Here is a 22302-nt window from a genome sequence, read left to right as displayed (position 1 = left end):
TCCCGTTTTCAAGCCCCGTCTTCAAACCCCGTCTTCAAACCCCGTCTTCGAGCCCGGTGAGCGCGGCGGCGAACTCCTCGGGGTCAAAGGGCGCAAGATCGTCAATTTGCTCGCCCACGCCAATGGCATGGATCGGCAGGCCGAATTTATCCGCAAGCGCCACCAGAACGCCGCCCTTGGCGGTGCCGTCGAGCTTGGTCATCACCAGCCCTGAAACATCCGCAAGCTGGCGGAAGGTTTCCACCTGCGAGAGCGCGTTTTGTCCGGTGGTGGCATCCAGCACCAAGAGCGTGTTGTGCGGGGCTTCGGGATCTTTCTTGCGAATGACACGCACGATCTTTGCCAGCTCTTCCATCAGGTCGGCGCGGTTTTGCAGACGTCCGGCGGTGTCGATCATCAAGAGGTCCGCACCATCGGCCTCGGCCTTGGTCATCGCATCAAAGGCAAGGCTCGCGGGATCTGATCCTTCGGGCGCGGTCAGCACCGGCACACCGGCGCGGTCGCCCCAGACTTGCAGCTGCTCCACGGCGGCGGCGCGGAATGTATCACCTGCGGCAATCACCACGGATTTCCCTGCTGCGCGGAACTGGCTGGCGAGCTTGCCGATGGTGGTGGTCTTGCCAGAACCATTGACGCCAACCACCAGCACCACTTGCGGTTTGGACGGATAAAGCGGCATCGGACGTGCCACAGGCTCCATCACGCGGGCGATTTCCTGCGCCAGAAGCTCTCGGATCTCGCGGCCCGACACCCGGCGCCCCATGCGGCCTTCGGCGATATTCGCGGTCACCCGCAGCGCTGTATCGACCCCCATATCGGAGGCAATCAGCATCTCCTCAAGGCTTTCCAGCATATCGTCATCCAGCACCCGACGCGGCTCGGACGCTTTGCCGCGCCCCATGAGCCGACCCAATAGGCCCGGTCTGGATGCCTCCACATGCGGAGCAGGGGCGGGCGGAACAATGGGGTCAGGTGCAACGGTAGACGCCCCTGCCGCCGGTGTATCGGCGGGGGTTGCGTCGGCTGGAACTGGTGTCGTCTCTGCCGGAGGCTGCGTCTCTTGAACAGGCGCGGGGTCCGGGCTGGTCTCCGCTGCGGGGTCCGGGGTCACGGCCCCTTCTTCCACAATCGCATCCACCTCCTTGCCGAGGCGGGATGAGGATTTCAGCAACCGTTCCTTGAGCTTTGAAAAAAGCGCCATCTGGGTCTCCGCAGGGTCGTTTGACCTTCACCTAATGCGCTTTGGCGCGGGATGCAAAGCGCAATGAGATGTTTCACAAGAGAAGCACCGCGAAAAACAGGGCCTGCGCGCCCCAGTAGAGCACCCAGACCGTTGGTGCGGTCAGGCGGCGTGCGCGGTGCGCGGGCGGCAGCACAAAGGTCTCCACCGCCAGAACCATATCGGACAGCATGAACATCACCGCCGCGCCCCAGATCAGCGGCTGGGGCAAGGTGAACCCCGCCAGCGCCATCGCAACGATCACTGGCACATACAAAAGCACCGCCACACGCATCTCGCCCGCATGACGCGCCAGCATCCGCGCCATCCCGATGGCGATCAGAAACAGCAACAACACGGCCCAGAGCATAGGCGCAGTTGCCAGCCGCATAGGGTCTGACCCCGGCAGCGACAAAAACAGCCAGACATAGGCCAGATGCCCAGCGGCGAAACTGGCGACACCTGCCAGAAACGCGCGCTCTCCCGGGCGCGACAGGGCTAGATCGCCCAAGGCACAGAGCCCCAGCGCCACGGCGAGGAGTGGCATTTTGAGTACAGCCATCAGCGCCAGGATGAAAACCGCACCGGTTTTTAAGGCAGACCGTCCCCAGCTTTCTCGGGCATGTACCAGACAGAGATACCCCAGCGCCAAAACTCCTGCCCCCAAAAGCCCAATCATGTTTGTGGTCATATGTTGCCTCCCCTGCGATCTTGCGGCAGGTTGCGCCGGGCGTTGTAGAAGGTCAAAACTGACCTTGCGCCACCTTGCCGCGCAGTGCCCTCTTGGCGCAGCCGCCAACATACGCCATGGTGAGTTCATGTTTGCATCACCTTCACAGATTGTACCTGCCTTGGCGCTGGGATTGTGCCTTGGGTTTTCCGGAGCTGTAAAAGCCACTGATACCGAGCGTTTTGACAGCTACACACAGGGCCGCACCATTCATTTTGACTGGGAAGGTCAACCCTATGGGGCGGAACGCTACCTACCGGGCCAGCGCGTGATCTGGTCCTTTCTCGATGGGCGCTGCATCGAGGGCGAATGGTATATGCAGGCGGGCGACATCTGCTTTATCTATGAGGATCGCCCCGATGCGCAGTGCTGGAGCTATCAGATCGACGGCACCGGCCTGAGCGTCACCATTGAACGCGACACGGGTCCGGCGCTGACGCTGACCGAACAAAAACGCCCTCGTGACGAGATGGTCTGCCTCGGCCCTGAGGTCGGGGTCTGAGGCCCTGAGGGATGCGAGGCTCTGCCTCGCGCTCCGGGATATTTTGAGTTAGAAGAGATGGGGCGTCAGAACAGCGAGCCTTGCTCTCCCGGTGTTTTGGGCGACTTGGGCGTGGCTGGTTTGGACGCGGTTTTCTTTGGTGCAGCTGCGCTGGCGCCGATCTCCACCGTGCCATCCGCAAATTCGATCGAGAGCGCAGCCGCTGCGCGCGCGTCGGCCGTATTGGTGACCAGCGCATCCCCATCACGCACCACCGCATAGCCACGGCTCAGGGTGGCCTTGTAGCTCAGGATCTCCAATTGGCGTGCAGTTGCCGACAGGCGATCCTTTTGGCGCTCGATCCGGCTGGTTTGCGCGGCATTGAGGCGCTTGCTGATCCGGTCGAGCGCGTCGCGTTTGCGCGCCGTGTCCTGCTGGATCGGGCGAAGCGTGAGGCGTGACGACAGGTTCTTCAGACGGTCCTTGCGTGCCTCAACGAGGCTGCGCAGAGTGGCGGGCCGCAGAGAGGCTGCGCGCTCGCTGAGCGTAAGTTTGCGCCGCTGCACGCCCGAAATCAGCGCATTGGGCAGACGGTCTGACACCCGGTCCAGCCGCTGGCGCGGGGTTTCCAGCAGCGTATCCGGGCGCGGCAATGCGCGAGCCACATCGCCCAGCCGCTGGCGGCGCAGCTGCACCGCGCGGCTGGTGGCATTGGCCATACGCGCGCCCTGGTTTTCGACCCATCCCAAGAGTTCAAGCCGCACCGGAACCGCATGTTCCGCCGCCGCGGTTGGCGTGGGCGCACGCAGGTCAGAAACATAGTCAATCAGCGTCGTGTCCGTCTCATGCCCGACGGCAGAGATCAGCGGGATCTGACTGGCGGCAACCGCACGGGCAACGATTTCCTCGTTAAAGCCCCACAGATCCTCGATCGAGCCGCCCCCACGGGCCACTATAATCAGGTCGGGCCGGGGCAAGGCACCGCCGGGGCTGAGGTTATTGAAGCCGTCGATGGCGCGGGCCACCTCGGGCGCGCAATTGCTGCCCTGAACCGCCACGGGCCAGACCAGAACCTTGCGCGGAAACCGGTCCCGCAGCCGATGCAGAATATCGCGGATCACCGCCCCTGAAGGCGAGGTTACCACCCCGATGATCTGCGGCAGATACGGCAGCGGTTTCTTGCGCTCCGGTGCAAACAGCCCCTCTGAGGCCAGTTGCGCCTTGCGTTTTTCCAAGAGCGCCATCAGCGCGCCCTGCCCCGCAACCGCAACCTCGTCGACGTTCATATTGTATTTGGATTGCCCGCCAAAGGCCGTGAGCCGCCCGGTGACAACCACCTCCAGCCCCTCTTCGGGCACCACGGAGAGGCCCGAAACCTGACCTTTCCACGTGGTGCAGGCCAGCACCGAGCGGTCATCTTTGATGTCGTAATAAAGATGCCCGGAGCGTGCCTTGAACACCCGCCCGACCTCGCCGCGCACCCGGACGCGGCCAAAGCTGCCTTCGAGTGTTTTTTTAATCTCGCCGGAGATCTCGGAGACAGAAAACTCTGGTGCGTTCTGGCCCGGAGAGGGATCATCAAGGAGGTCGGACATGGGAATTTCAGGCTCCGGTTTGATCTGTGATTGGATCTGGCTGCTCTGACACCTGCCACCGGAGGGAAACCCCGGCAAGGGCGTTCTTGTTTATACGTCGCACACAGCATAGAACGCGCATCAACCAAGGCCAAGCAGATCGGAGAATGGCTCATGAATATCCTCATCCTCGGCAGCGGCGGGCGGGAACATGCACTTGCCTGGGCGGTGATGCAGAACCCCAAATGCGACCGGCTTATCGTGGCGCCGGGCAATGCGGGCATCGCCAAGATCGCGGACTGCGCCAGCCTCAATGCCGAGGATGGCGGTGCGGTTGTGACCTTTGCCGAGGAAAACGCCATTGATTTTGTGATCGTCGGCCCCGAGGCCCCGCTGGCCGCTGGTGTGGCGGACCGCCTGCGCGATGCCGGCATTCTGGTCTTTGGCCCCTCTGAGGCCGCCGCCCGGCTGGAGGCCTCCAAAAGCTTTACCAAAGAGATCTGCGACGCGGCCAATGCCCCCACTGCGGGGTATGGCCATTTCACCGATGCCGAGGCCGCCAAGGCACATGTCCGTGCAAACGGCGCGCCCATTGTGGTCAAGGCCGATGGTCTGGCCGCAGGCAAAGGCGTGATCGTGGCGATGGACGATCAGACAGCGCTCGATGCCATCGACGACATGTTCGGCGGTGCCTTTGGTGGGGCGGGCGCAGAGGTTGTCATCGAGGAATTCATGGAAGGCGAAGAGGCATCGCTCTTTGTGCTCTGTGATGGCGAGGAGATCCTGTCCATCGGCACCGCGCAGGACCACAAGCGCGTCGGCGAAGGCGACACCGGCCCCAATACCGGCGGCATGGGGGCCTATTCACCCGCCCCAATCCTGAGCGCCGAGGTTGAGGCCAAAGCCATGGAAGAGATCGTCAAACCCACCATGCGGGTGATGGCCGAGCGCGGCATGCCCTACCAAGGCGTGCTTTACGCCGGTCTGATGATCAAGGACGGCCAGCCGCGTCTGGTGGAGTATAACGTCCGCTTTGGTGATCCCGAATGTCAGGTGCTGATGATGCGCCTTGGCGCGCAGGCGCTGGACCTGATGCAGGCCGCCGCCGAGGGACGCCTTGCGGACGCTCGCGTCAACTGGGCGGAGGACCACGCGATCACCGTGGTGATGGCCGCCAATGGCTATCCCGGCGACTACCAGAAGGGCAGCGAGATCAAAGGCCTCGCCGCTCTGCCCGAGGACAGCATGAACATGGTGTTTCACGCTGGCACCAAGGCCGAGGGCGACAAGATCCTCGCCAATGGTGGTCGGGTACTCAATGTGACGGCACGCGGCGACAGCCTCACGGAGGCCCGCGACCGCGCCTATGCAATGGTGGATCAGATCGACTGGCCCGAGGGCTTTGTGCGGCGCGACATCGGCTGGCGCGCGCTCTGATCCGGCCATGATTGTCGCGCCGGTTCAGATCCCCCCGAACAGCCCGCACTTGCAGGAGGTTCTGGACCTGATCCGGCGCAGCTTTGCCTATATGGACGGGCGGATTGATCCGCCCTCCTCCATGCATCACCTCACGTTGGACGCACTTGCCGCACAAGCCGAGGCAGGCGAGGTCTGGGCAATCGGCGCGCCTGTGGTTGCCTCAGTGGTGCTGACACCGCGCGCCGACGTGCTTTATCTGGGCAAGCTCGCGGTGTCCGAGGATCAGCGCGGACAGGGGCTGGCACGTCATCTCATTGAGCATGCGGTCAGGCGCGCGCGGGCCTTGGGTCTCAGTGCCGTGGAATTGCAGACGCGGGTCGAACTGGTGGAAAACCACGTCACATTCGCCCGGCTGGGATTTACCCGCAGCGGCACCACCGCCCATGCGGGGTATGAGCGACCCACCTCCGTGACGATGCGCCGGGAGGTCTGCTAATCCGCCTTGCAGGCCAGCGCAGAGATCGGACCGGCGTTTTTGTCAAAGCGAGCAATGTCGCGGCGCGTCACAGTGCCATCTTTCAGACGCGAGGCGACAATACGTGACCAGTCGGCATCGACGGTAATGATTTCGGGCCCTTGTCCGCAATCGCGAATTCCAGAGGTGATGAAATCCTGCCCGACCCGGTGATTGGTCAGCCCTTTGAGGGATGCGACCTCTACCAGCTTTCGCCCCTCATAGCGCCAGATCCGCAGTGTCTTGGCCAGATGTGGGCGGTCGATATAGGCGATCTCGATATTGCCGTCCCCATCCAGATCCGCCGCCCCAATAGGGGCAAGCCAGCGATTACGCTGACCAATATGAGGGGTCTGAGCGAGTTTTTGGCCCTCAGCGTCGTAAATCGCCAGCTGCGCGCCTTTTTCCACATCGGTTTCAATGACCACCACCTCGGGCAAACCGTCCCCTGTCACATCCCACAGGCGCGGCTCCAGATCCTCGAACACACGGGTCAGCGGCAGGCGCACTTCAAAACGGGCCTTCTGCTGGACAGCATTAAAGCTCAACGCCCCGGACCCGCCAGTATCTACGTGGATCAACAGGCTGCCGTATTCCACGTCATCGCCTAAGACTGCGTGGCCATATCGGGTGGTCGGCTCGGAAAATTCGGCGCTCAGAACACGCCAGTTTTCGCGCGCGGAGCCGGCTGCCGCACTCGCCAGCACCGCCAGCGACACACAGAACGTTTGCGCCGCGCGGCGTATGGATGGGGGCTGCACACGCGCCCGAGGACGCCGCGCCCTGCCCCCACCCGCCATCAGATCTGCTTTTCGGGCATGTGAACCACCAGACCATCCAGCGCATCGGTGACCTTGATCTGGCAGGTCAGGCGCGACCGCGCGGCATCCGGCTCAAAAGCGAAATCCAGCATGTCCTCTTCCATGTCGTCCTTTGCAGGCAGTTTTTCCACCCAGTCCGGCGCAATATAGACATGACATGTGGAACAGGCGCAGGCCCCGCCGCAATCGGCCTCAATCCCCGGAATGTTGTTGTCACGTGCACCTTCCATCACGGTCAGCCCGTTGGCGACGTCGACCACATGTTCGGTCCCGTTGTGCTCGATGTAGGTGATTTTTGCCATGATCCGTCTTCCCTTTTTCGGTACTCGATAACGTGTGTAGCGATCACGCTCGCGCCGTTCCAGCCCCATCTGACACATCCCTCGCGTCGCATGTCATTTCCAACGGCCTGTTCTACATTTGCCCCGCGCGTGCAGCACCTGATACAACCTTTGCCTGCGTGTAAAATTCGTCTAGCATCGCCGCGAACCGGGACGCCGCCGAAGTGCCACCAGATTCCGGGCCCCAAGACCAAGGACCTGTCAGAGCAAATGCCCGCCCCGCAGCCTCAGCTTCCTGCCGCTTTTTGGCGGCGGTCTGCCTTCCGCCTGCCTTTGGTGCGGATTCTTGCCTTGTCCGCGGCAGGCCCATCCGTGCGGCGACTCGCGCCCATCGCCGTCAGTGTCGGCCTGCTTGCGGGGTGCATGGCCCCTGCCCCCTTTGAACGGGTCGGACGTTCCGCGCCCCCCGGCGCGCCGCCCGGCACATGCTGGGAGTCGGTGATCATCCCGGCCCGTATCGAAACCATCACGGAACAGGTCATGATCTCCGAGGCTGAGACCTCTGCGGATGGCACGATCACCAAGCCTGCGGTTTTTGCCACAGAAACCCGGCAGGAAATCACCCGCCCGCGCGAGGAGTCCTATTTCCAGACCCTCTGCCCCGATGAGTTGACACCAGACTATATCTCATCGCTGCAGCGTGCTCTGGCGGCCCGTGGTCTTTATGATGGGCTGATCACGGCCACGCTGAATACCCAGACCCGCGCCGCCATTCGCCGCTATCAACAAGAGCTGGGGATCGACAGTCAAACGCTGTCGCTGCGCGCCGCCCGCAGTCTGGGCCTCAGCGCGGTGGAACTCGCTGACTGACACCGCAAACATTCGACAATCCATGTGCAAGCTTGCGTGAACGCCTATTGCCGCTTAAAACCCGCAAAGCCGACACCCAACATATACCCCTCGGAGATCCATTATGGCCGCCGCTCCCCTCCCTGCCTCCAGCTTCCTGTTCGGAGCCTCGGAGCGTCTCAGGGCCATGCTGGACAGTCAGGCCACTGATGTGCACCTCGATACCGGGGATGTTCTGTTTGAACGTGGTGATGAGGGCGACGCCCTTTATGCGATCATCTCGGGCGCACTGGAGATTTCCACGCTCTCGGCGGCGGGGCGCAAGCTCTCGCTGGATATGATGCGCCCCGGTGCGATCTTTGGCGAGATTGCGATGTTTGATCCCGGCGAGCGCACAGCCACAGCCACCGCCGCCGAACCCAGCCACCTGCGCCGCCTGCGGCACCGCGATGTGCTGGCGCAGCTGACCAAGCACCCCGAGCTTGCGGGCGATATGCTGAAACTCGCCGGGCAACGCATGCGCTGGATGAACACCCAACTCAATGAGCAGGTGTTCCTGCCGATGCCGGTGCGGCTGGCGCGCAAACTTCTTTATCTCACGCCCGCAGATGGCAATGGCCAGTTGAGCCTGTCGCAGTCGGAACTGGCGGAATTTGTCGGCGCCACCCGTGAAGCGGTCTCAAAAACCCTGTCAAATTGGCGCAAGGCAGGCCTGATCGACATCAGCCGCGGCGGGTTGCAACTAAAAGACCGCGGCGGCCTCGCGGTTCTTGCCGATCCCGAAGGTATCTGAGCCTCCCCTCACCCGCCATCTGTCGCAGACTTCTGTGTTTCTCGTCGTGGGACCAGACCTCTCGGTTACGTAGAACTGAGCGGACACGCATGTCGAAGCTGCAACCGACCCTTGGCCAAAGCAAATTGAATGTCTGCTCAGACTTAGACCCCGAAGCTATTGAAAACCTTCGACGACCGCAAAAAAGCCCGCCCATGCCTTTTCTTGTTCTTCAGGTCTTCCGCTTTCGTCAGCCATGACAAGGACTTCAGGGGTAAGCCAATCGATGTTCAACGATCGAGCCACCGCGCATAATTGTTCGACTTGCTGATCGTTCAACTCAGCGCCGAGAATTCGTGACAGGCTTTCCGATCCTGAGGCCATTTTGCTAAGCGCCGCGACTATCGGTTTCAGTTCTGCTCGTTCTGCATCTTCAGGAAAAGCAGAAACAAGCATTTGAATTTGGGACAAGTCTTGTTCTCTTTGGCCTCCGCAAGCCCACTTGATGGCCAAAGGTTGCAAAACAAAGTCGAACCCGAAAAACACGCCGGGGATTGATTGCTGATTTTGCGCGGATGTCGCTGAGCCAGCTAACGTAACACTGAAAGCCAAAAGCCAAGACATCAAAAATGTAATGAGTGAAGGCACTGTCTCTCCCCAACGGCTATATTTGTTCCAGCACCTTAACTACTGCAACACACCAACCGAGAAAACTGCCAGACTTGCGAAGCGCAGCCATTGGCGCTTTGGCCCACAAACCACCTCTCGCCACAGTCCACGCAAACACCTCCCCCCGACATCAAAAAAATCCCGCGAATGTGACCTGTTTCACAGTCCGCCTTCACAGCCTCTGCCATAAGGGCCTTAAGGCGGTCATTCTCCTATCCATCCCAATGATCGTCCGTCCCATCGTGAGCCATGTGTCCGCCCGACACATGGCTCTTTTGGTTTCACAGACGCCCCCAGAAAATCAAAACGGCCGACCCGTTGGGGCCGGCCGCTGAGGTTGTGCTGACATGCCCCAGGCCGGGGCACGCCGTCTTACTCTTCGAGGTTCAGCGCCACAAAGCGCGGCTCGCCCCCCCGGCGCACCATCAGGAAGATCGACTTGCGCCCCCCTTCTTCGGCAGCCGCGATCTGTGCTTCCAGATCCGCAATAGAGGACAGTTTGTTCTGCCCGGCTTCGGTGATCACGTCACCGGCGCGCAGACCTTTTTCCCATGCGCCAGAGGTTTCATCCACCGACAGGATCACCAGTCCGGTGGTGCCCGCATCAAGGTTCAGATCCTCGCGCATGTCGTCGCGCACTACACCAACCGTCAGGCCAAGCAGTTCTTTTTCGCCCTCATCCGGGATCGCCTCGCCAGACTCAGCGCCTGCGTTGTTGCCAACCGCATCTTCGCGGCGGCCAAGCGTCACGCGCAGGGTCTCGGTCTTGCCGTCACGGAACACCACCACACGCACGGTCTTGCCGACCTCGGTGTCGCCCACACGGCGCACCAGATCACGGGTGTCCTTGACCTCAAAACCGTCAAAGCTGGTGATCACGTCACGCGCCAGCAGACCTGCTTCTTTGGCGGGGCCTTCGGGGACATCGGTGATCAGCACGCCTTCGTCATTGGCCAGACCAATGGCCTCGGCCAGATCGTCGGTCACATCCTGAATGCGCACGCCGAGCCAGCCGCGACGGGTCTCGCCGAATTCCTTCAACTGGCCGACCACTTTGGTCACAACATTGGACGCCATGGAGAACCCGATCCCAATGGAGCCACCGTTCGGGGACAGGATCGCGGTGTTCACGCCGACCACTTCGCCATCCATGTTGAACAGCGGCCCCCCGGAGTTGCCTCTGTTGATCGCTGCATCGGTCTGAATGTAGTCGTCATAAGACCCCGACAGCGCCCGGTTGCGCGCCGAGACAATGCCAGCCGAGAGCGAGAAGCCCTGCCCCAGCGGGTTGCCCATCGCAACCACCCAGTCGCCAACGCGGGCAGTGTCGCTGTCGCCGAATTTGACAAACTTCAGCGGCATCGGCGCATCCACTTTCAACAGCGCGATGTCGGTGTTGGGGTCAGTGCCAACAACGGTCGCAGGCAGCAGATCTGCGGGCTGGCCATCACCGGGGAAGAACTCGATCTCGATCTCATCTGCGCCATCAATCACGTGGTTGTTGGTGACGATATAGCCATCCTCAGAGATCACAAAACCGGACCCCAGCGCAGAGGAGCGGCGCGGACGGTCGCCGCCGCCATTGCGATCTTGGAATTCGCGGAAGAAATCCTCAAACGGGGACCCTTCGGGCACGATACCTTGCGGTCCGGTGCGGCCCTCAACCACGGTCGAGGTGGTGATATTCACGACAGCCGGGCTGACTTTCTCTGCCAGCGGTGCGAGACTTTCGGGGCGGGCGGCCGCCGAGAGCGACTGCATGACCAGAAGCGCGGTCCCGAGGACTGCGATCCAGAACAGACGCCAGCCGCTCTGCGCGCCATTATGGGCGTGCTCACGGCTCAATGCCTTAGGTGATGTGATTGGATGCACGGACATACTCCTTGAATTGGCCTGTCAACTCTGTCTCCGCCCGCCCCCGCATATAAGGGGAAAGGGCGAACCCGTGCCTCAGGCGCGGCACCTGACATATAGCCAAGCGCGACGCGTTGGGGTGGGAAAACTGTGTCCTTAATGTAGCCACTCCGCGCGCAGCCGCAATGGGGCTCGCGGTCACCTCAATTCGACGTGAAGGCCAGTGAAGGTTTCGCGACCGCGACCAGAGCGCAACAGGTGGGCGATGAGTGATCTGTCATTGCAGCATAGCACTGATTTAGCCGGAGTGTGTGAGGCCCAGAAAATCATCTGCCTCAGCACGGAGAAGAACGTCAGCCCCTTTCGCCACGCGCATGTCGGGCGCTCGGAGGGGGCGGATGAACCCGGCGTTTGCGTCGGGCGCGACATCGATCATTTCCGGGTCCATATGCTGCGGTCGCTAATCGCATTGCGGACCTGCGCGGCAAACGCAACTTCGGAGCCTTGTTGGAAACCTGCACCACAAGAGAAAGTAGTCTCGGCGCCAACCGCGCTACTTGAAAAAAAGCACCATTACATCGGCTTGGAAAGTTCAAACACCCTGATATCTCACTATTCCTTCAACGCCCGCGCGCTTGCGAAGGACAAGAGCGTTTTTGTCTCCTCATTCCAAAGGTGCAACCGGGCGTTGGCCAGACTCTCACGGATCGTCATTCTGTTGCCCTCGGCCAACGCATCGTGATCACGCAAAACTTCCGGCAAACGATAGAATGGGATGCGACTGTATAGGTGATGCACGTGATGAATGCCAATATTCGCGGTAAACCATTGCAAGATAGGTGGCATCACATAGTGAGAGCTTCCGTGCAGGGCGGCCTCATGCAACTGCCAATCCTCTTCTGCTTCCCAATGGGTATTTTCGAATTGATGCTGGACGTAGAACAGCCAGACACCGGCGGTCGCTGCCAGCAGTGTCGAAGGCAGGAAAATAAGCAGAATTGGCATCAGACCGCCGAAATACACAATCACGGACAACGCGACCAATAACACCGCATTTGTGCTCATGGCGCTAAACCAATATTTTCCGCTCTTCATAAAGCCCAGTGGCACGCGGTTCTGAAGCAAGAACAGATAGCCCGGTGCCAGTCCGAACAAAACGAGCGGATGGCGGTACAGACGATACATGAGGCACTTTATCGGGGAAAGGTCGCGATATTCCGCAACAGTCAGTGTGGTGATGTCACCTATGCCGCGCCGCCCAAGATTGCCGGCGGAATTATGGTGAATGGAGTGCGAGCGCTTCCAGACGTCATAAGGTGTCAGCGTAAGAACTCCAATCACCCGCCCAAGCCAATCGCCTGAAACGCGGTTCTTGAGGAAAGCTCCGTGCCCACAATCATGTTGAATCGCAAAGAGACGAAGGAGAAACGCCGCGTTAAAGACCGAGATGGCGAACGCAAGCCAATAACTGTAGGAAAGTGACCACCATGCGGCGGCCCAAAGCATGATAAATGGCCCCAAGGTGATGGCCACTTCCGTCCAGCTTCGAAGGCCGTAGGGTTCACGGTATTCGGCAAGGATCCGAACCCAGTCTTTTGCAGCGTGGATACCAGGTCGCCCCTCGGGCGCAGGTGGAAGGTTGCTCATTACCATGCATCTCTTGTTGTCGTTGGAGGTCTCTCTAAACGATCGAGCCCTACTGGCAAATGTGAATACCGTTCGCTGCACATCTCGGACGCTTCATATGTTAGGGCCGGGATCTGACCAACGTAGTCGCAGCCCGAGCGCGACCCAATCCGGGCACCAGACTCAGGCCGGGCACCGTGGGCTCAAACCCGCCTATGACCACTGAACACAGGTTCTCTGAACGTGATCACATGGGGAAATGCCTCACTATCCTGATCGCAGCCATAATGCCATGCGCGAATACACGCAGTCACAATGAAAAAAGGCCACCCCTTCGAGTGGCCTTTTCGTGTTTATCCGTTGCCAGATTTACTCTGTTGCGCGGTTCGCACCCTCAGAGGACTTCAGGTAGTTGAAGAACTCATTGTTCGGCGACAGCACCATTGAGGAGTTTCCGCCCTGCAGCGAACGCGCATAGGCGGTCAGGCTGCGGTAGAATTCAAAGAATTCCGGGTCCGCACCATAAGCCTCGGCAAAGATATTGTTGCGTTCCGCATCCGCTTCACCGCGGATGACCTCGGCTTCGCGTTCGGCTTCGGAGACCAGCTCGACCTCGGTACGATCCGCCTGCGCACGGACACGCTGCGCGGCTTCTTCACCGCGCGCGATCTCGTCTGCGGCTTCGCGTTCCCGCTCTGCCCGCATACGCGCAAAGGTCGCCTCAAGGTTGGCTTGCGGCAGGTCGGTGCGTTTCAGGCGCACGTCGATCACCTCAAGACCCAGAGCCTGCGCCTGAGCGATAGCCCCGTTGCGGATACGCAGCATCAGTGCAGCTCGGTCAGACGACAGAATGTCGTTGGAGCTCACAGTACCCAAGACCTCGCGGGTCTGGTCGCGCATGATGTTGTCGAGACGGCTTTCGGCCGCGCCGACGTTGCCAACGCCGACCGCTTCGCGGAAGCGACGCACATCGGTGATGCGGTAGCGTGCGAAGGCGTCAACCACCAGACGACGGTCATCCAGCGGGGTGACTTCGAGCGGACCCACCTCAAGGCTGAGGATACGGTCATCGTATTTCACGACCTCATCCACGAAGGGCAGTTTGAACGCCAAACCGGGCTCTTCCTGCACGTTGACGACACGACCAAAGCGCATCACCAGCGCCTTTTCACGCTCGTCCACGATAAAGATCGACGACAGCGCGCCCACGACAATAGCGCCCAGAAGGACGAGAAGAATAACAGAACGGTTCATCAGTTGCTTCCTCCCGAACGACGGATTTCATTGAGCGGCAGATAAGGCACTACGCCTTGTCCACTTTCGCCACCGGCATTGTCGTCAAGGATGATCTTATCCACGCGGCTCAGCACGTCTTCCATCGTCTCCAGATAGAGGCGCTTGCGCGTCACTTCCGGTGCTTTTTCATATTCCGACAAAACGGCCGTGAAGCGAGACGCCTCACCCTGCGCTTGGTTCACAACCTGCGCGCGGTAAGCTTCTGCTTCTTCGAGCGTTTGTGCGGCCTGACCACGGGCAGATGCCAGTTTGCGGTTGGCATAGGCGTCAGCCTGCTTTTCCAGACGGTCCCGTTCCTGACCAGCGGATTGCACATCGCGGAAGGCGTCTTTTACCGGTTCTGGCGGGTCTGCCCCGTCAAAGTTGACCCGGACGATATTCACACCCGCATCATAGCTGTCCAGCGTCGACTGGATCAGCTCTTCGAGGCGCTGCGAAATGATACCACGGTCACGGTTCAAGATCGGCGCAAGCTGCGACTGAGCGATAATCTCGCGCATCGCCGATTCAGAAACCGCCTGAATCGTCGCTTTTGGGTCGCGCAGATTGAACAAAAACTTATCTGGTTCGTTGATATTCCAGACCACCTGGAAATCGACGTCGATAATGTTCTCATCACCTGTCAGCATCAGCCCCGCATCGGAACCGCGTGCACCTGCACCAATGCTCTCGGTTTGTTCGACGCTGACCGGAACCACCTCATAGGTGACCACAGGCCATGGAGCAAAGTTCAGACCCGGATTGCCCACGGAAGAAAACTCGCCGAGGAACAGCTCGACGGATTTCTCTTCTGTCTTCACTGTGTAAAAGCTGTTGTAGCCCCACAGGAAGACGGCCGCCACAGCGCCCAACATCAGGCCGCCCTTGGTAAACAAGGGGTTACCGCCAGAGCCACCGCCCTGTGGTCCCTGCCCGTTGCCACCGCTGCCGCCACGTCCGCCCATCAGGACGCGCAACTGCTCTTGGCCCTTTTTCACCAGCTCGTCGATCTCGGGGATCTGGCCATCATCGGGACGACGGCCACCGCCGCCTCCGTTGCCACCGCCATTATTTCCCCGGTTGCCTCCGCCGCCGGAGGAACCGCCGCCCCCCCAGGGGCCACCACTGTTCCCAGCCATAAGTCTCCTATCCATCTCTCCCCGCCGCATCGGCGGATATTGCCCACTAACCTGTGGTCACGGCGCTGAAATTCAAGATCTGCGCCGCCACCAAACTTTGTTTATGTGTTATACCGTCCGCACCGGTGTCTTCAGCGTCACCAATTCTTCCGACATGGTCGGATGAACCGCGACGGTGCGGTCGAAATCTTCCTTGGTCGCCCCCATTTTGACGGCAATCCCGGCAAGCTGGATCATCTCGCCCGCACCGGGTGCGACAATATGACAACCCAGCACCTTGCGGCTGGTCTGGCTGACAATCAGCTTCATCAGTACTTTTTGCGCCCGCCCGGCAAAGCTCTGCTGCATCGGTTTGAACGAGGTCGAATAGACCTCAATCGTTTCCTCTTTGGCGGCATCTTCTTCGCTCAGACCAATGGTGCCCATTTCTGGCTGCGTAAAGATCGCGGTCGAGATCAATTCGTGATCGGGGCTGGTGGGGTTGCCGTTGAACACGGTTTCCACAAAAGCCATGCCCTCGCGGATCGCCACCGGCGTCAGGTTCACCCGGTCGGTCACGTCACCGATCGCATAGACCGACGGCACAGCGGTCTGGCTGTATTGATCCACCTTGATCTCGCCGCCCTTGCCACGCGCGATACCCAGTTCTTCCAGCCCGAGGTTGTCGGCATTGGGTTTGCGACCGGTTGCAAACATCACCTGATCGAACAGGGTCACATCGCCATTGGTGGCGGTCACGCGGATCTTGTCGCCCTCACGCTGCATCTCGGCCACGTTGTTGCCAAGCTGCAAATCGATGCCCGACTGGATCATCTCCTCAGCCACCAAACCGCGCGCCTCATTGTCAAAGCCGCGCAGGATCTGCTCGCCGCGATAGTATTGCGTGGTCTTGACGCCAAGCCCGTTCATGATGCCCGCAAACTCGGAGGCGATATAACCGCCGCCCACGATCAGAATGCTCTCGGGGAGCTTTTCCAGATGGAACATCTCGTTCGAGGTGATCGCGAGTTCCGATCCCGGAAACTCCGGCACCCAAGGACGGCCACCGGTGGCAATCAGGATGTGCTTTGCGGTTTTTGTGGTGCCATCCGAGAGCGCAACCGTGTGGGCATCCGCCAGTTTCGCACGCGCATCAAAGCTCTCCACGCCGGAGTTTTTCAACAGGTTGCGATAGATCCCTTCCAACCGGTCCAGCTCCGCGTTGAGCTTGCCCTTGAAGTGGTCCCAACTGAAGCCTTTGTTGTCCAGATCCCAGCCGTAAGCACGGCCATCCTCGACCATGCCGGAATACTCGGAGGCAAAGACCATCAGCTTTTTGGGCACACAGCCCCGGATGACGCAGGTCCCGCCATAGCGATCCTCTTCGGCGAGCGCCACCGACGCGCCCCCTGCGGCGGCAACACGCGCCGCGCGCACGCCGCCGGAACCGCCCCCGATAACAAATAGATCGTAATCAAAGCTCATACTCGTCGCCCTTCTTATGACTTGCGCGAGGTATCCCACAGCGCGCGGTGAATTGCCAGTCTCGCAAGTGGGGGTGCGACATGGCATTTCAAACACATGCAGGCGTTCATGTCGCGAAACCGTGAAAGAGGCGTGAACGCCTCGCGCACTAGTTTCCCCCGCGCCACTCAGGCCAGTACCGATCCAGAGCCAACTGCACCCGTGCGACCTCAGGATCGGCTGGATTTGCACATTTCGGATCAAGGGACACAGTTTTAAAGGTCAGATCGTAGCGCGCCCCCAGCGGCACCTGTGCCCGCACGCGCAGCCGCGCATAACCTGTGAGCATACTCTTTGGAAAGTAGGTGACAGACACGACATCCGCCCAGCGCAGCGCGTTGACCGTTCCTTCCTTCCTCGCCCGATATATACCCCAGACGCTCCCCCGCGAGTACGTTCTCCCGTAATGTATGCCCCAGGCGTTCACCCGCAAAAAGCGATCGTTCCACGAGCTTTCAGAGCTCAGCGCCAAGATCGTCACAAAGCTCCCAACGCTCCAGATATCACGCAGGTATTCAGGTCCGGAGAACCGCGCGAGGATACTCTCGGGCAGAAGGAAGGTCAAAACCGGCGGAGTTGTGAGCGCCAGAAGAAGCATGCCCCAATAGGGGAGCCGGTCCCTCATCGGGACATCTGCGGTGGGTGATCCATCGTGCTGATCAGGCTTCACAGAATACATCGGCGTCAAGTCCAGATTGCAAACAACATATATTCAATAAGCACTCACCTGCGAGTTTTTGCATCGCCCTGTCAAGGCGCATAGCTGACATGCAACGCCGCACCGGGGCTTGAAAAATATCCGCTGCACTCCCAGATTGCGATCCGTTGGGGACGACCCCGCCAATGGCTCCACCACGATGGTACAGCCGTTGATTTTGCCTCGGGACGACCCGACCGTGAAGATGAGGTCGCCCATGCGTTCCCCCCTTGATCGTATCCGCCACGCCCTGAGTTTTGAGATCATCGCCCTGTTGCTGATCATCCCCCTTGGGGCTGTGGTGTTTCAGTTTCCCGTCCATGATATCGGTGCCGTTGGCATCGTCAGCGCCACCCTCGCCACCCTGTGGAATCTGATCTACAATTACGGCTTTGACGCGCTCTTGCAGCGCTGGCGCGGCAGCACGCTAAAGACGCCCAAACTCCGCGTTCTGCATGCGGTTCTATTTGAGGGCGGGCTGCTCATTGTGCTGATGCCGTTCATCGCGTGGTATCTGCAGATTTCGCTCTTGCAGGCCTTTGTGATGGATGTGTCTTTTGCGCTGTTTTATATGGTCTACGCCTTTGGCTTTAACTGGGCCTATGATCGGCTGTTCCCATTGCCGGAATGGCAAAAAGCGGCACAAAGCCACTAACCCGCTGACGCCTCGTCTCATGCTTCCCGGCATCTGGGTCGGATAGGCTCAGAACCTCTCATACAAAAGCCGCCCCAAACAGGGCGGCTTTGACGACATGACGGCAGGTCTGCGCACCGAGATCGGCGCGGCAACAATCACCGCCTCAATTCATGATCCGGCTGATGGCAAAACTGTTGCTCTCATTGTAATCGGCGGTCAGATACGAGAGTTTCCAGCCATTTTGGACGCAGAACTCTGCGACGGCTTCTACCACTCCGTATTTGTAGCCGGTGGCAAAATTACCCATCGTGTAATCATGGCCTGCGATAAAGCCATTCGCCTTCACTTTGGGTGCCCAGGCGCGCAGCTCAGCAATGGTCGTGGCATAGCTGTGGTCGGTATCGATGTAGATCCAGTCAAAGGTCTCATCCGCAAAAGCATCCACCGCATCCAGCGAAAGCGCGCGCGTGATCGCGACCTTCCCGATTTCCAGCTCCTCGCTGAATTTCGCAAACACCCCTTGGGCCTTTCCCTCGTGATACCGCGCATCCCCCCAGATATCGACGAGATGCAATTGAGATGGCGCATTATGTTCCAGAATGGCGGCGCTAAAGCCCCCCTGATCCACGCCAAGTTCCGCAACGACACCACCGCTTGGCAGGCGTTTTAACAGCTCTTCGCGGTCCAAAACCAACTGGCAACCCGCAATATTTTCCTTACCCAGCTTATAGTTGGGGATATTGTCGATTTGCGTCTGCACACGCGCCTGATGCAGCTTCACGGCCCCGCTCACCAGTTCGCTCACCAGCTTGTTGGCGGTGACATTCAGCTGTTCCTGTTCTTGTCGCACGGTTTACTTCCTTGTTTCACAAGACGGTCTTCTTCTCTTCGGCCCCATGCTTGCCCGCAAAAAGAGAACATTCTCCTAAGACTGTCGGAAAATCCTCACCACTCTTGACGCCCCGAACAGGGCGGCTGTCACTAAACTGCTATTAGTGAGGGGTTACTCCCCCAAATCCGCAAACAGATTGTCCGTCTCGACAAAATCAATCCGGTCGGTCTCGATGGTGCCTTCATTGATGTCGCGCACCTCGACCTTGCCGTCACCATAGCCGATCACCACCGTGTCGCAGATGTCGATAAACAACCCATTCTCAACAACTCCCGGTATCTGGTTGAGAACCAACGCCAATTGCCGCGGATTGCCAATGCGGTTGAGATGAAGATCAAGGATATGGTTTCCCTCATCGGTTACATAGGGGCTGGCCCCATTCATCCGAAGCGTCGAGCTGCGCCCCATCACATCCATCGAGATCAGCGTCTCCTCGACCAGGGCCTGCGAGGTCTGCCAGCCAAACGGGATCACCTCGATGGGCAGCGGAAACGCCCCGAGCATTTCGACCTCCTTGGCCTTATCGGCAATCACCACCATCTGATCGGACGCAGTCGCAACGATCTTTTCCTGCAACAGCGCGCCGCCGCCGCCTTTGATGAGGTTCAGATCGCCGTCGAACTCATCCGCACCGTCGATGGTCAGATCCAGCCAACGCGCCTCGTCGAGAGTGATCACCTCAATCCCCACTTCACGCGCCAGTTCCGCCGTGCGGGCAGAGGTGGGCACACCGGTGATCTTCAACCCATCCTCGCGCACCATCTCACCCAGACAGCGCACCAGCCATGCGGCAGTGGACCCGGTCCCGAGCCCCACGCGCATGCCGTCCTCAACCAGCTCAGCCGCACGTTTGGCAGCCACAAATTTGGCTTTGTCGATGGGGGATAGCTCGCCGCTCATGGGATATAGACCTCCGCGCTTTATGATGTGGCGGACCTTGGTGGCAAAAACCAATGGCCTGCGCGATCTTTATAGGCGGTTTATGTGGCCCACGCGAGGGGCGATCTGCGCGCGCCGCGCCTGCCGACAGGCAGGCGCGGCGCTGGTCGCTTCGGGGCACCCGAAGCGAAACACCTCTCCTCCGCCCCGAAAAGAACAGTGATGAGATCGATCGCAACTGATTGGTTGCAAAGCGGCGTCAAAATCATAGGTTACACCAGCGCGTTTCCTATCGGAAACGTCGGTTTCAATCGCTCACTTCACCCCGCACGGACCTAAGATCTCTGCATGACCACACCGCTTCGCCTTCACTATGCGCCCGACAATGCCTCGCTCATCGTGCGACTGGCGCTGGAAGAGCTTGGCCTGCCCTATGAGACAATCCTGGTGAACCGCAGCCAACGGGCCCAGCGCGCGCCGGAGTATCTACGCCTCAACCCCAATGGCACCATCCCGGTTCTGGAAACACCGGATGGAGCGCTGTTTGAAACTGCGGCCATCTTGCTGTGGCTCTCGGATCAGGCCGCGCGTCTCGCCCCCGTGCCCGAATCTGCTGAACGCGGGCGCTTTTTGACGTGGCTGTTTTGGTGCTCGAACACCTTGCACGTCGACTTGCGCCAGTATTTCTACCCGGAGAAATATATCGGCTCCGATCCGTCACATCACGCGCAACTGCGTCAGATGCTCCGTCTGCGCTTGCAGGATCACCTGCGCATGGTTGACGCCGCGCTGGCAGTTACCCCGGCCCTCACCGGCAAAGACCAGCCGACGCTCCTTGACCTTTACCTGCCCTGTCTGTTGCGGTGGACCAAACTCTACGCAGAGACCGCGCAAACCCCATGGTTTGAGCTCTCCGCCTACCCCGCGCTTTCTGAGATGTGCCGCCGGGCCGAGGCGCGCAACAGCACAAAGGCCGCACAAATCGCCGAAGGGCTCGGACCGACGCCCTTCACCGCCCCAACATTCGCCATCCCTCCAGAAGGATCAGCCACCTAAATGTTCCTCTCCGTTTTTGACATGTTCAAGGTCGGCATCGGCCCGTCCTCCTCGCACACCATGGGCCCGATGGTGGCCGCCGCGCGCTTTCTTGACATGATGCGCGCCTCGCCGTTTGAGTTTCGCGGCCTGCGCGCCTCGCTGCATGGCTCGCTCGCCTTCACCGGCGTCGGTCACGCCACCGACCGCGCCACCATTCTCGGCCTCGCGGGTTTTCTGCCCGACACCTATGATAACGACAAAGCCGAAGACACGCTTGCAGCCATCAATGCCACCAAGACCATTGTGCTTGATGATCTTGGCACCCTGCAGTTTGATCCCAAGGCGGATATGATCTTTGATTATGATCACGCGCTGCCCGGCCACGCCAATGGCATGGTGCTGATGGCGACCGACGCGCAGGGTGATGTGACACTGCGGCAGGTGTATTACTCGGTCGGCGGGGGCTTTGTGCTCACGGAGGAAGAACTGGCGCAGGGCAAGGCCACGGATGAGGGTGACCCGATCCCCTACCCGTTCAAATCCGCCATCGAGATGCTGGAGATGGCGAAAACCTCCCGCCTCACGATTGCCCAGATGAAACGCGCCAATGAGGTCTCGCGCGGCTGCGAGGAAAGCCTCGCCAAGGGCACCCAGCGCCTGTGGCAGGTGATGAACGATTGCATCAACCGCGGGCTGGAGCGCGACGGCATCCTGCCCGGTGGCCTGAGCGTGCGTCGCCGCGCCAAGGGCATCTATGATTCCCTGATGGCCGAGCGTGGCATGAACCTGACCGCGCCGCACACCATCAACGACTGGATGAGCGTTTACGCCATGGCCGTGAACGAGGAAAACGCCGCCGGGGGTCAGGTGGTAACCGCCCCCACCAATGGCGCGGCGGGTGTGCTGCCTGCGGTGCTGCGCTACTACCTCGATCATGTCCCCGGCGCATCGGAAAAACACATCGAGGATTTCCTGCTGACCGCCGCCGCCATCGGCGGGTTGGTCAAATACAACGCCTCGATTTCCGGGGCCGAGGCAGGCTGTCAGGCCGAGGTCGGATCGGCCTCTGCCATGGCGGCGGCGGGGCTCTGCGCGGTGATGGGCGGCACGCCGGAACAGGTGGAAAACGCGGCCGAAATTGCGCTGGAACACCACCTCGGCATGACCTGCGATCCGGTCAAAGGTCTGGTGCAGGTGCCCTGCATCGAGCGCAACGGCCTTGGCGCGATCAAGGCGGTTTCGGCGGCCTCCCTGGCGCTGCGCGGCGACGGGCAGCACTTTGTGCCGCTGGACGCAGTCATTGAGACCATGCGCCAGACCGGGGCCGACATGCATGAAAAATATAAGGAAACCTCCCTCGGTGGCCTTGCGGTGAACGTGCCCAACTGCTGAACCCGCAAACAGGTGCGCCATCCGTCCAGCGGGTGGCGCAG

The 22302-nt window shown here is 60.2% G+C and carries 22 protein-coding genes; 8 read left to right on the top strand and 14 right to left on the bottom strand.

Annotated features, from left to right (window positions below):
• Positions 1-34 precede the first annotated feature (34 nt).
• Both ftsY and K529_RS04360 read right to left on the bottom strand, forming a co-directional pair.
• Positions 35-1201, bottom strand: a complete 1167-nt coding sequence (gene ftsY, locus K529_RS04365; RefSeq protein WP_046002468.1) for a signal recognition particle-docking protein FtsY — start codon at positions 1199-1201, stop codon at positions 35-37.
• Positions 1202-1274: 73 nt separating this feature from the next.
• Positions 1275-1910, bottom strand: coding sequence for a lysoplasmalogenase (locus K529_RS04360; RefSeq protein ID WP_046002469.1), 636 nt, complete (start codon positions 1908-1910; stop codon positions 1275-1277).
• 127 nt (positions 1911-2037) lie between these two features.
• Between K529_RS04360 and K529_RS04355 the strand changes: the two genes are divergently transcribed.
• Positions 2038-2451 (top strand): hypothetical protein, encoded by a 414-nt coding sequence (locus K529_RS04355; RefSeq protein ID WP_040643763.1) that lies wholly within the window; start codon positions 2038-2040, stop codon positions 2449-2451.
• A gap of 65 nt (positions 2452-2516) precedes the next feature.
• On the opposite strand, the gene xseA is transcribed toward K529_RS04355, so the two are convergent.
• Positions 2517-4025 carry an exodeoxyribonuclease VII large subunit gene (gene xseA / locus K529_RS04350; RefSeq protein ID WP_046002470.1) on the bottom strand — a complete coding sequence of 503 codons (1509 nt, stop codon included), beginning with the start codon at positions 4023-4025 and terminating at the stop codon, positions 2517-2519.
• Between the two features lie 153 nt (positions 4026-4178).
• Here xseA and purD point away from each other — a divergent pair, with 153 nt between their 5' ends.
• Together purD and K529_RS04340 are read left to right on the top strand one after the other, a co-directional pair.
• Positions 4179-5441 (top strand): phosphoribosylamine--glycine ligase, encoded by a 1263-nt coding sequence (gene purD / locus K529_RS04345; protein WP_046002471.1) that lies wholly within the window; start codon positions 4179-4181, stop codon positions 5439-5441.
• Positions 5442-5448: 7 nt separating this feature from the next.
• Positions 5449-5919, top strand: a complete 471-nt coding sequence (locus K529_RS04340; protein WP_005676996.1) for a GNAT family N-acetyltransferase — start codon at positions 5449-5451, stop codon at positions 5917-5919.
• On the opposite strand, the gene K529_RS04335 is transcribed toward K529_RS04340, so the two are convergent.
• Positions 5916-6737, bottom strand: coding sequence for an FG-GAP repeat domain-containing protein (locus K529_RS04335; RefSeq protein WP_046002472.1), 822 nt, complete (start codon positions 6735-6737; stop codon positions 5916-5918). The two genes, K529_RS04340 and K529_RS04335, sit on opposite strands and share 4 nt — an antisense overlap.
• Complete coding sequence (locus K529_RS04330; protein ID WP_005680878.1) at positions 6737-7060, bottom strand: 2Fe-2S iron-sulfur cluster-binding protein; 324 nt, start codon at positions 7058-7060, stop codon at positions 6737-6739. Before K529_RS04330 ends, K529_RS04335 begins: the two co-directional genes overlap by 1 nt.
• A gap of 402 nt (positions 7061-7462) precedes the next feature.
• Between K529_RS04330 and K529_RS04325 the strand changes: the two genes are divergently transcribed.
• Together K529_RS04325 and K529_RS04320 are read left to right on the top strand one after the other, a co-directional pair.
• Entirely contained in the window at positions 7463-7909 is a 447-nt protein-coding gene (locus K529_RS04325; RefSeq protein ID WP_046002488.1) for a peptidoglycan-binding domain-containing protein, read from the top strand.
• A 103-nt stretch (positions 7910-8012) separates the two neighbouring features.
• Positions 8013-8681, top strand: coding sequence for a Crp/Fnr family transcriptional regulator (locus K529_RS04320; RefSeq protein ID WP_009176175.1), 669 nt, complete (start codon positions 8013-8015; stop codon positions 8679-8681).
• 156 nt (positions 8682-8837) lie between these two features.
• On the opposite strand, the gene K529_RS23795 is transcribed toward K529_RS04320, so the two are convergent.
• The 7 genes from K529_RS23795 to K529_RS04285 form a co-directional block, all read right to left on the bottom strand.
• A complete protein-coding gene (locus K529_RS23795; RefSeq protein WP_227512311.1) occupies positions 8838-9308 on the bottom strand; it encodes a hypothetical protein in 471 nt (156 codons plus the stop codon).
• A gap of 393 nt (positions 9309-9701) precedes the next feature.
• Positions 9702-11207 (bottom strand): Do family serine endopeptidase, encoded by a 1506-nt coding sequence (locus tag K529_RS04310; RefSeq protein WP_005619967.1) that lies wholly within the window; start codon positions 11205-11207, stop codon positions 9702-9704.
• Positions 11208-11795: 588 nt separating this feature from the next.
• A complete protein-coding gene (locus tag K529_RS04305) occupies positions 11796-12830 on the bottom strand; it encodes a fatty acid desaturase (protein WP_005619965.1) in 1035 nt (344 codons plus the stop codon).
• A 348-nt stretch (positions 12831-13178) separates the two neighbouring features.
• Entirely contained in the window at positions 13179-14063 is an 885-nt protein-coding gene (gene hflC, locus K529_RS04300; RefSeq protein ID WP_005619963.1) for a protease modulator HflC, read from the bottom strand.
• Complete coding sequence (gene hflK, locus K529_RS04295; protein WP_005619961.1) at positions 14063-15223, bottom strand: FtsH protease activity modulator HflK; 1161 nt, start codon at positions 15221-15223, stop codon at positions 14063-14065. Before hflK ends, hflC begins: the two co-directional genes overlap by 1 nt.
• Before the next feature lie 108 nt (positions 15224-15331).
• Positions 15332-16687, bottom strand: coding sequence for a glutathione-disulfide reductase (gene gor / locus K529_RS04290; protein ID WP_005619959.1), 1356 nt, complete (start codon positions 16685-16687; stop codon positions 15332-15334).
• Between the two features lie 148 nt (positions 16688-16835).
• Positions 16836-17351, bottom strand: a complete 516-nt coding sequence (locus tag K529_RS04285) for a hypothetical protein (protein WP_227512310.1) — start codon at positions 17349-17351, stop codon at positions 16836-16838.
• 289 nt (positions 17352-17640) lie between these two features.
• Between K529_RS04285 and K529_RS04280 the strand changes: the two genes are divergently transcribed.
• Positions 17641-18078: a PACE efflux transporter gene (locus tag K529_RS04280; RefSeq protein WP_005619956.1), complete on the top strand. Its 438-nt coding sequence runs from the start codon at positions 17641-17643 to the stop codon at positions 18076-18078.
• Positions 18079-18223: 145 nt separating this feature from the next.
• Here K529_RS04280 and K529_RS04275 read toward each other — a convergent pair whose 3' ends face one another.
• Entirely contained in the window at positions 18224-18910 is a 687-nt protein-coding gene (locus K529_RS04275; RefSeq protein ID WP_005619955.1) for a class I SAM-dependent methyltransferase, read from the bottom strand.
• Between the two features lie 153 nt (positions 18911-19063).
• A complete protein-coding gene (gene rpiA / locus K529_RS04270; protein ID WP_005619953.1) occupies positions 19064-19852 on the bottom strand; it encodes a ribose-5-phosphate isomerase RpiA in 789 nt (262 codons plus the stop codon).
• Positions 19853-20179: 327 nt separating this feature from the next.
• On the opposite strand from rpiA, the gene K529_RS04265 reads away from it, so the two are divergent.
• Together K529_RS04265 and K529_RS04260 are read left to right on the top strand one after the other, a co-directional pair.
• Positions 20180-20887: a glutathione S-transferase family protein gene (locus tag K529_RS04265; RefSeq protein ID WP_005648015.1), complete on the top strand. Its 708-nt coding sequence runs from the start codon at positions 20180-20182 to the stop codon at positions 20885-20887.
• The gene (locus tag K529_RS04260; protein WP_046002474.1) at positions 20888-22261 is read left to right on the top strand and encodes an L-serine ammonia-lyase; all 1374 of its coding nucleotides are present in this window, start codon (positions 20888-20890) and stop codon (positions 22259-22261) included.
• Positions 22262-22302 lie beyond the last annotated feature (41 nt).

This window comes from Tritonibacter mobilis F1926 (genome assembly GCF_000376545.2).
Lineage (GTDB): Bacteria > Pseudomonadota > Alphaproteobacteria > Rhodobacterales > Rhodobacteraceae > Epibacterium > Epibacterium mobile.
Note: the sequence above shows the minus strand (reverse complement) of the source record. Positions and strands in the feature narration are given on the sequence as shown.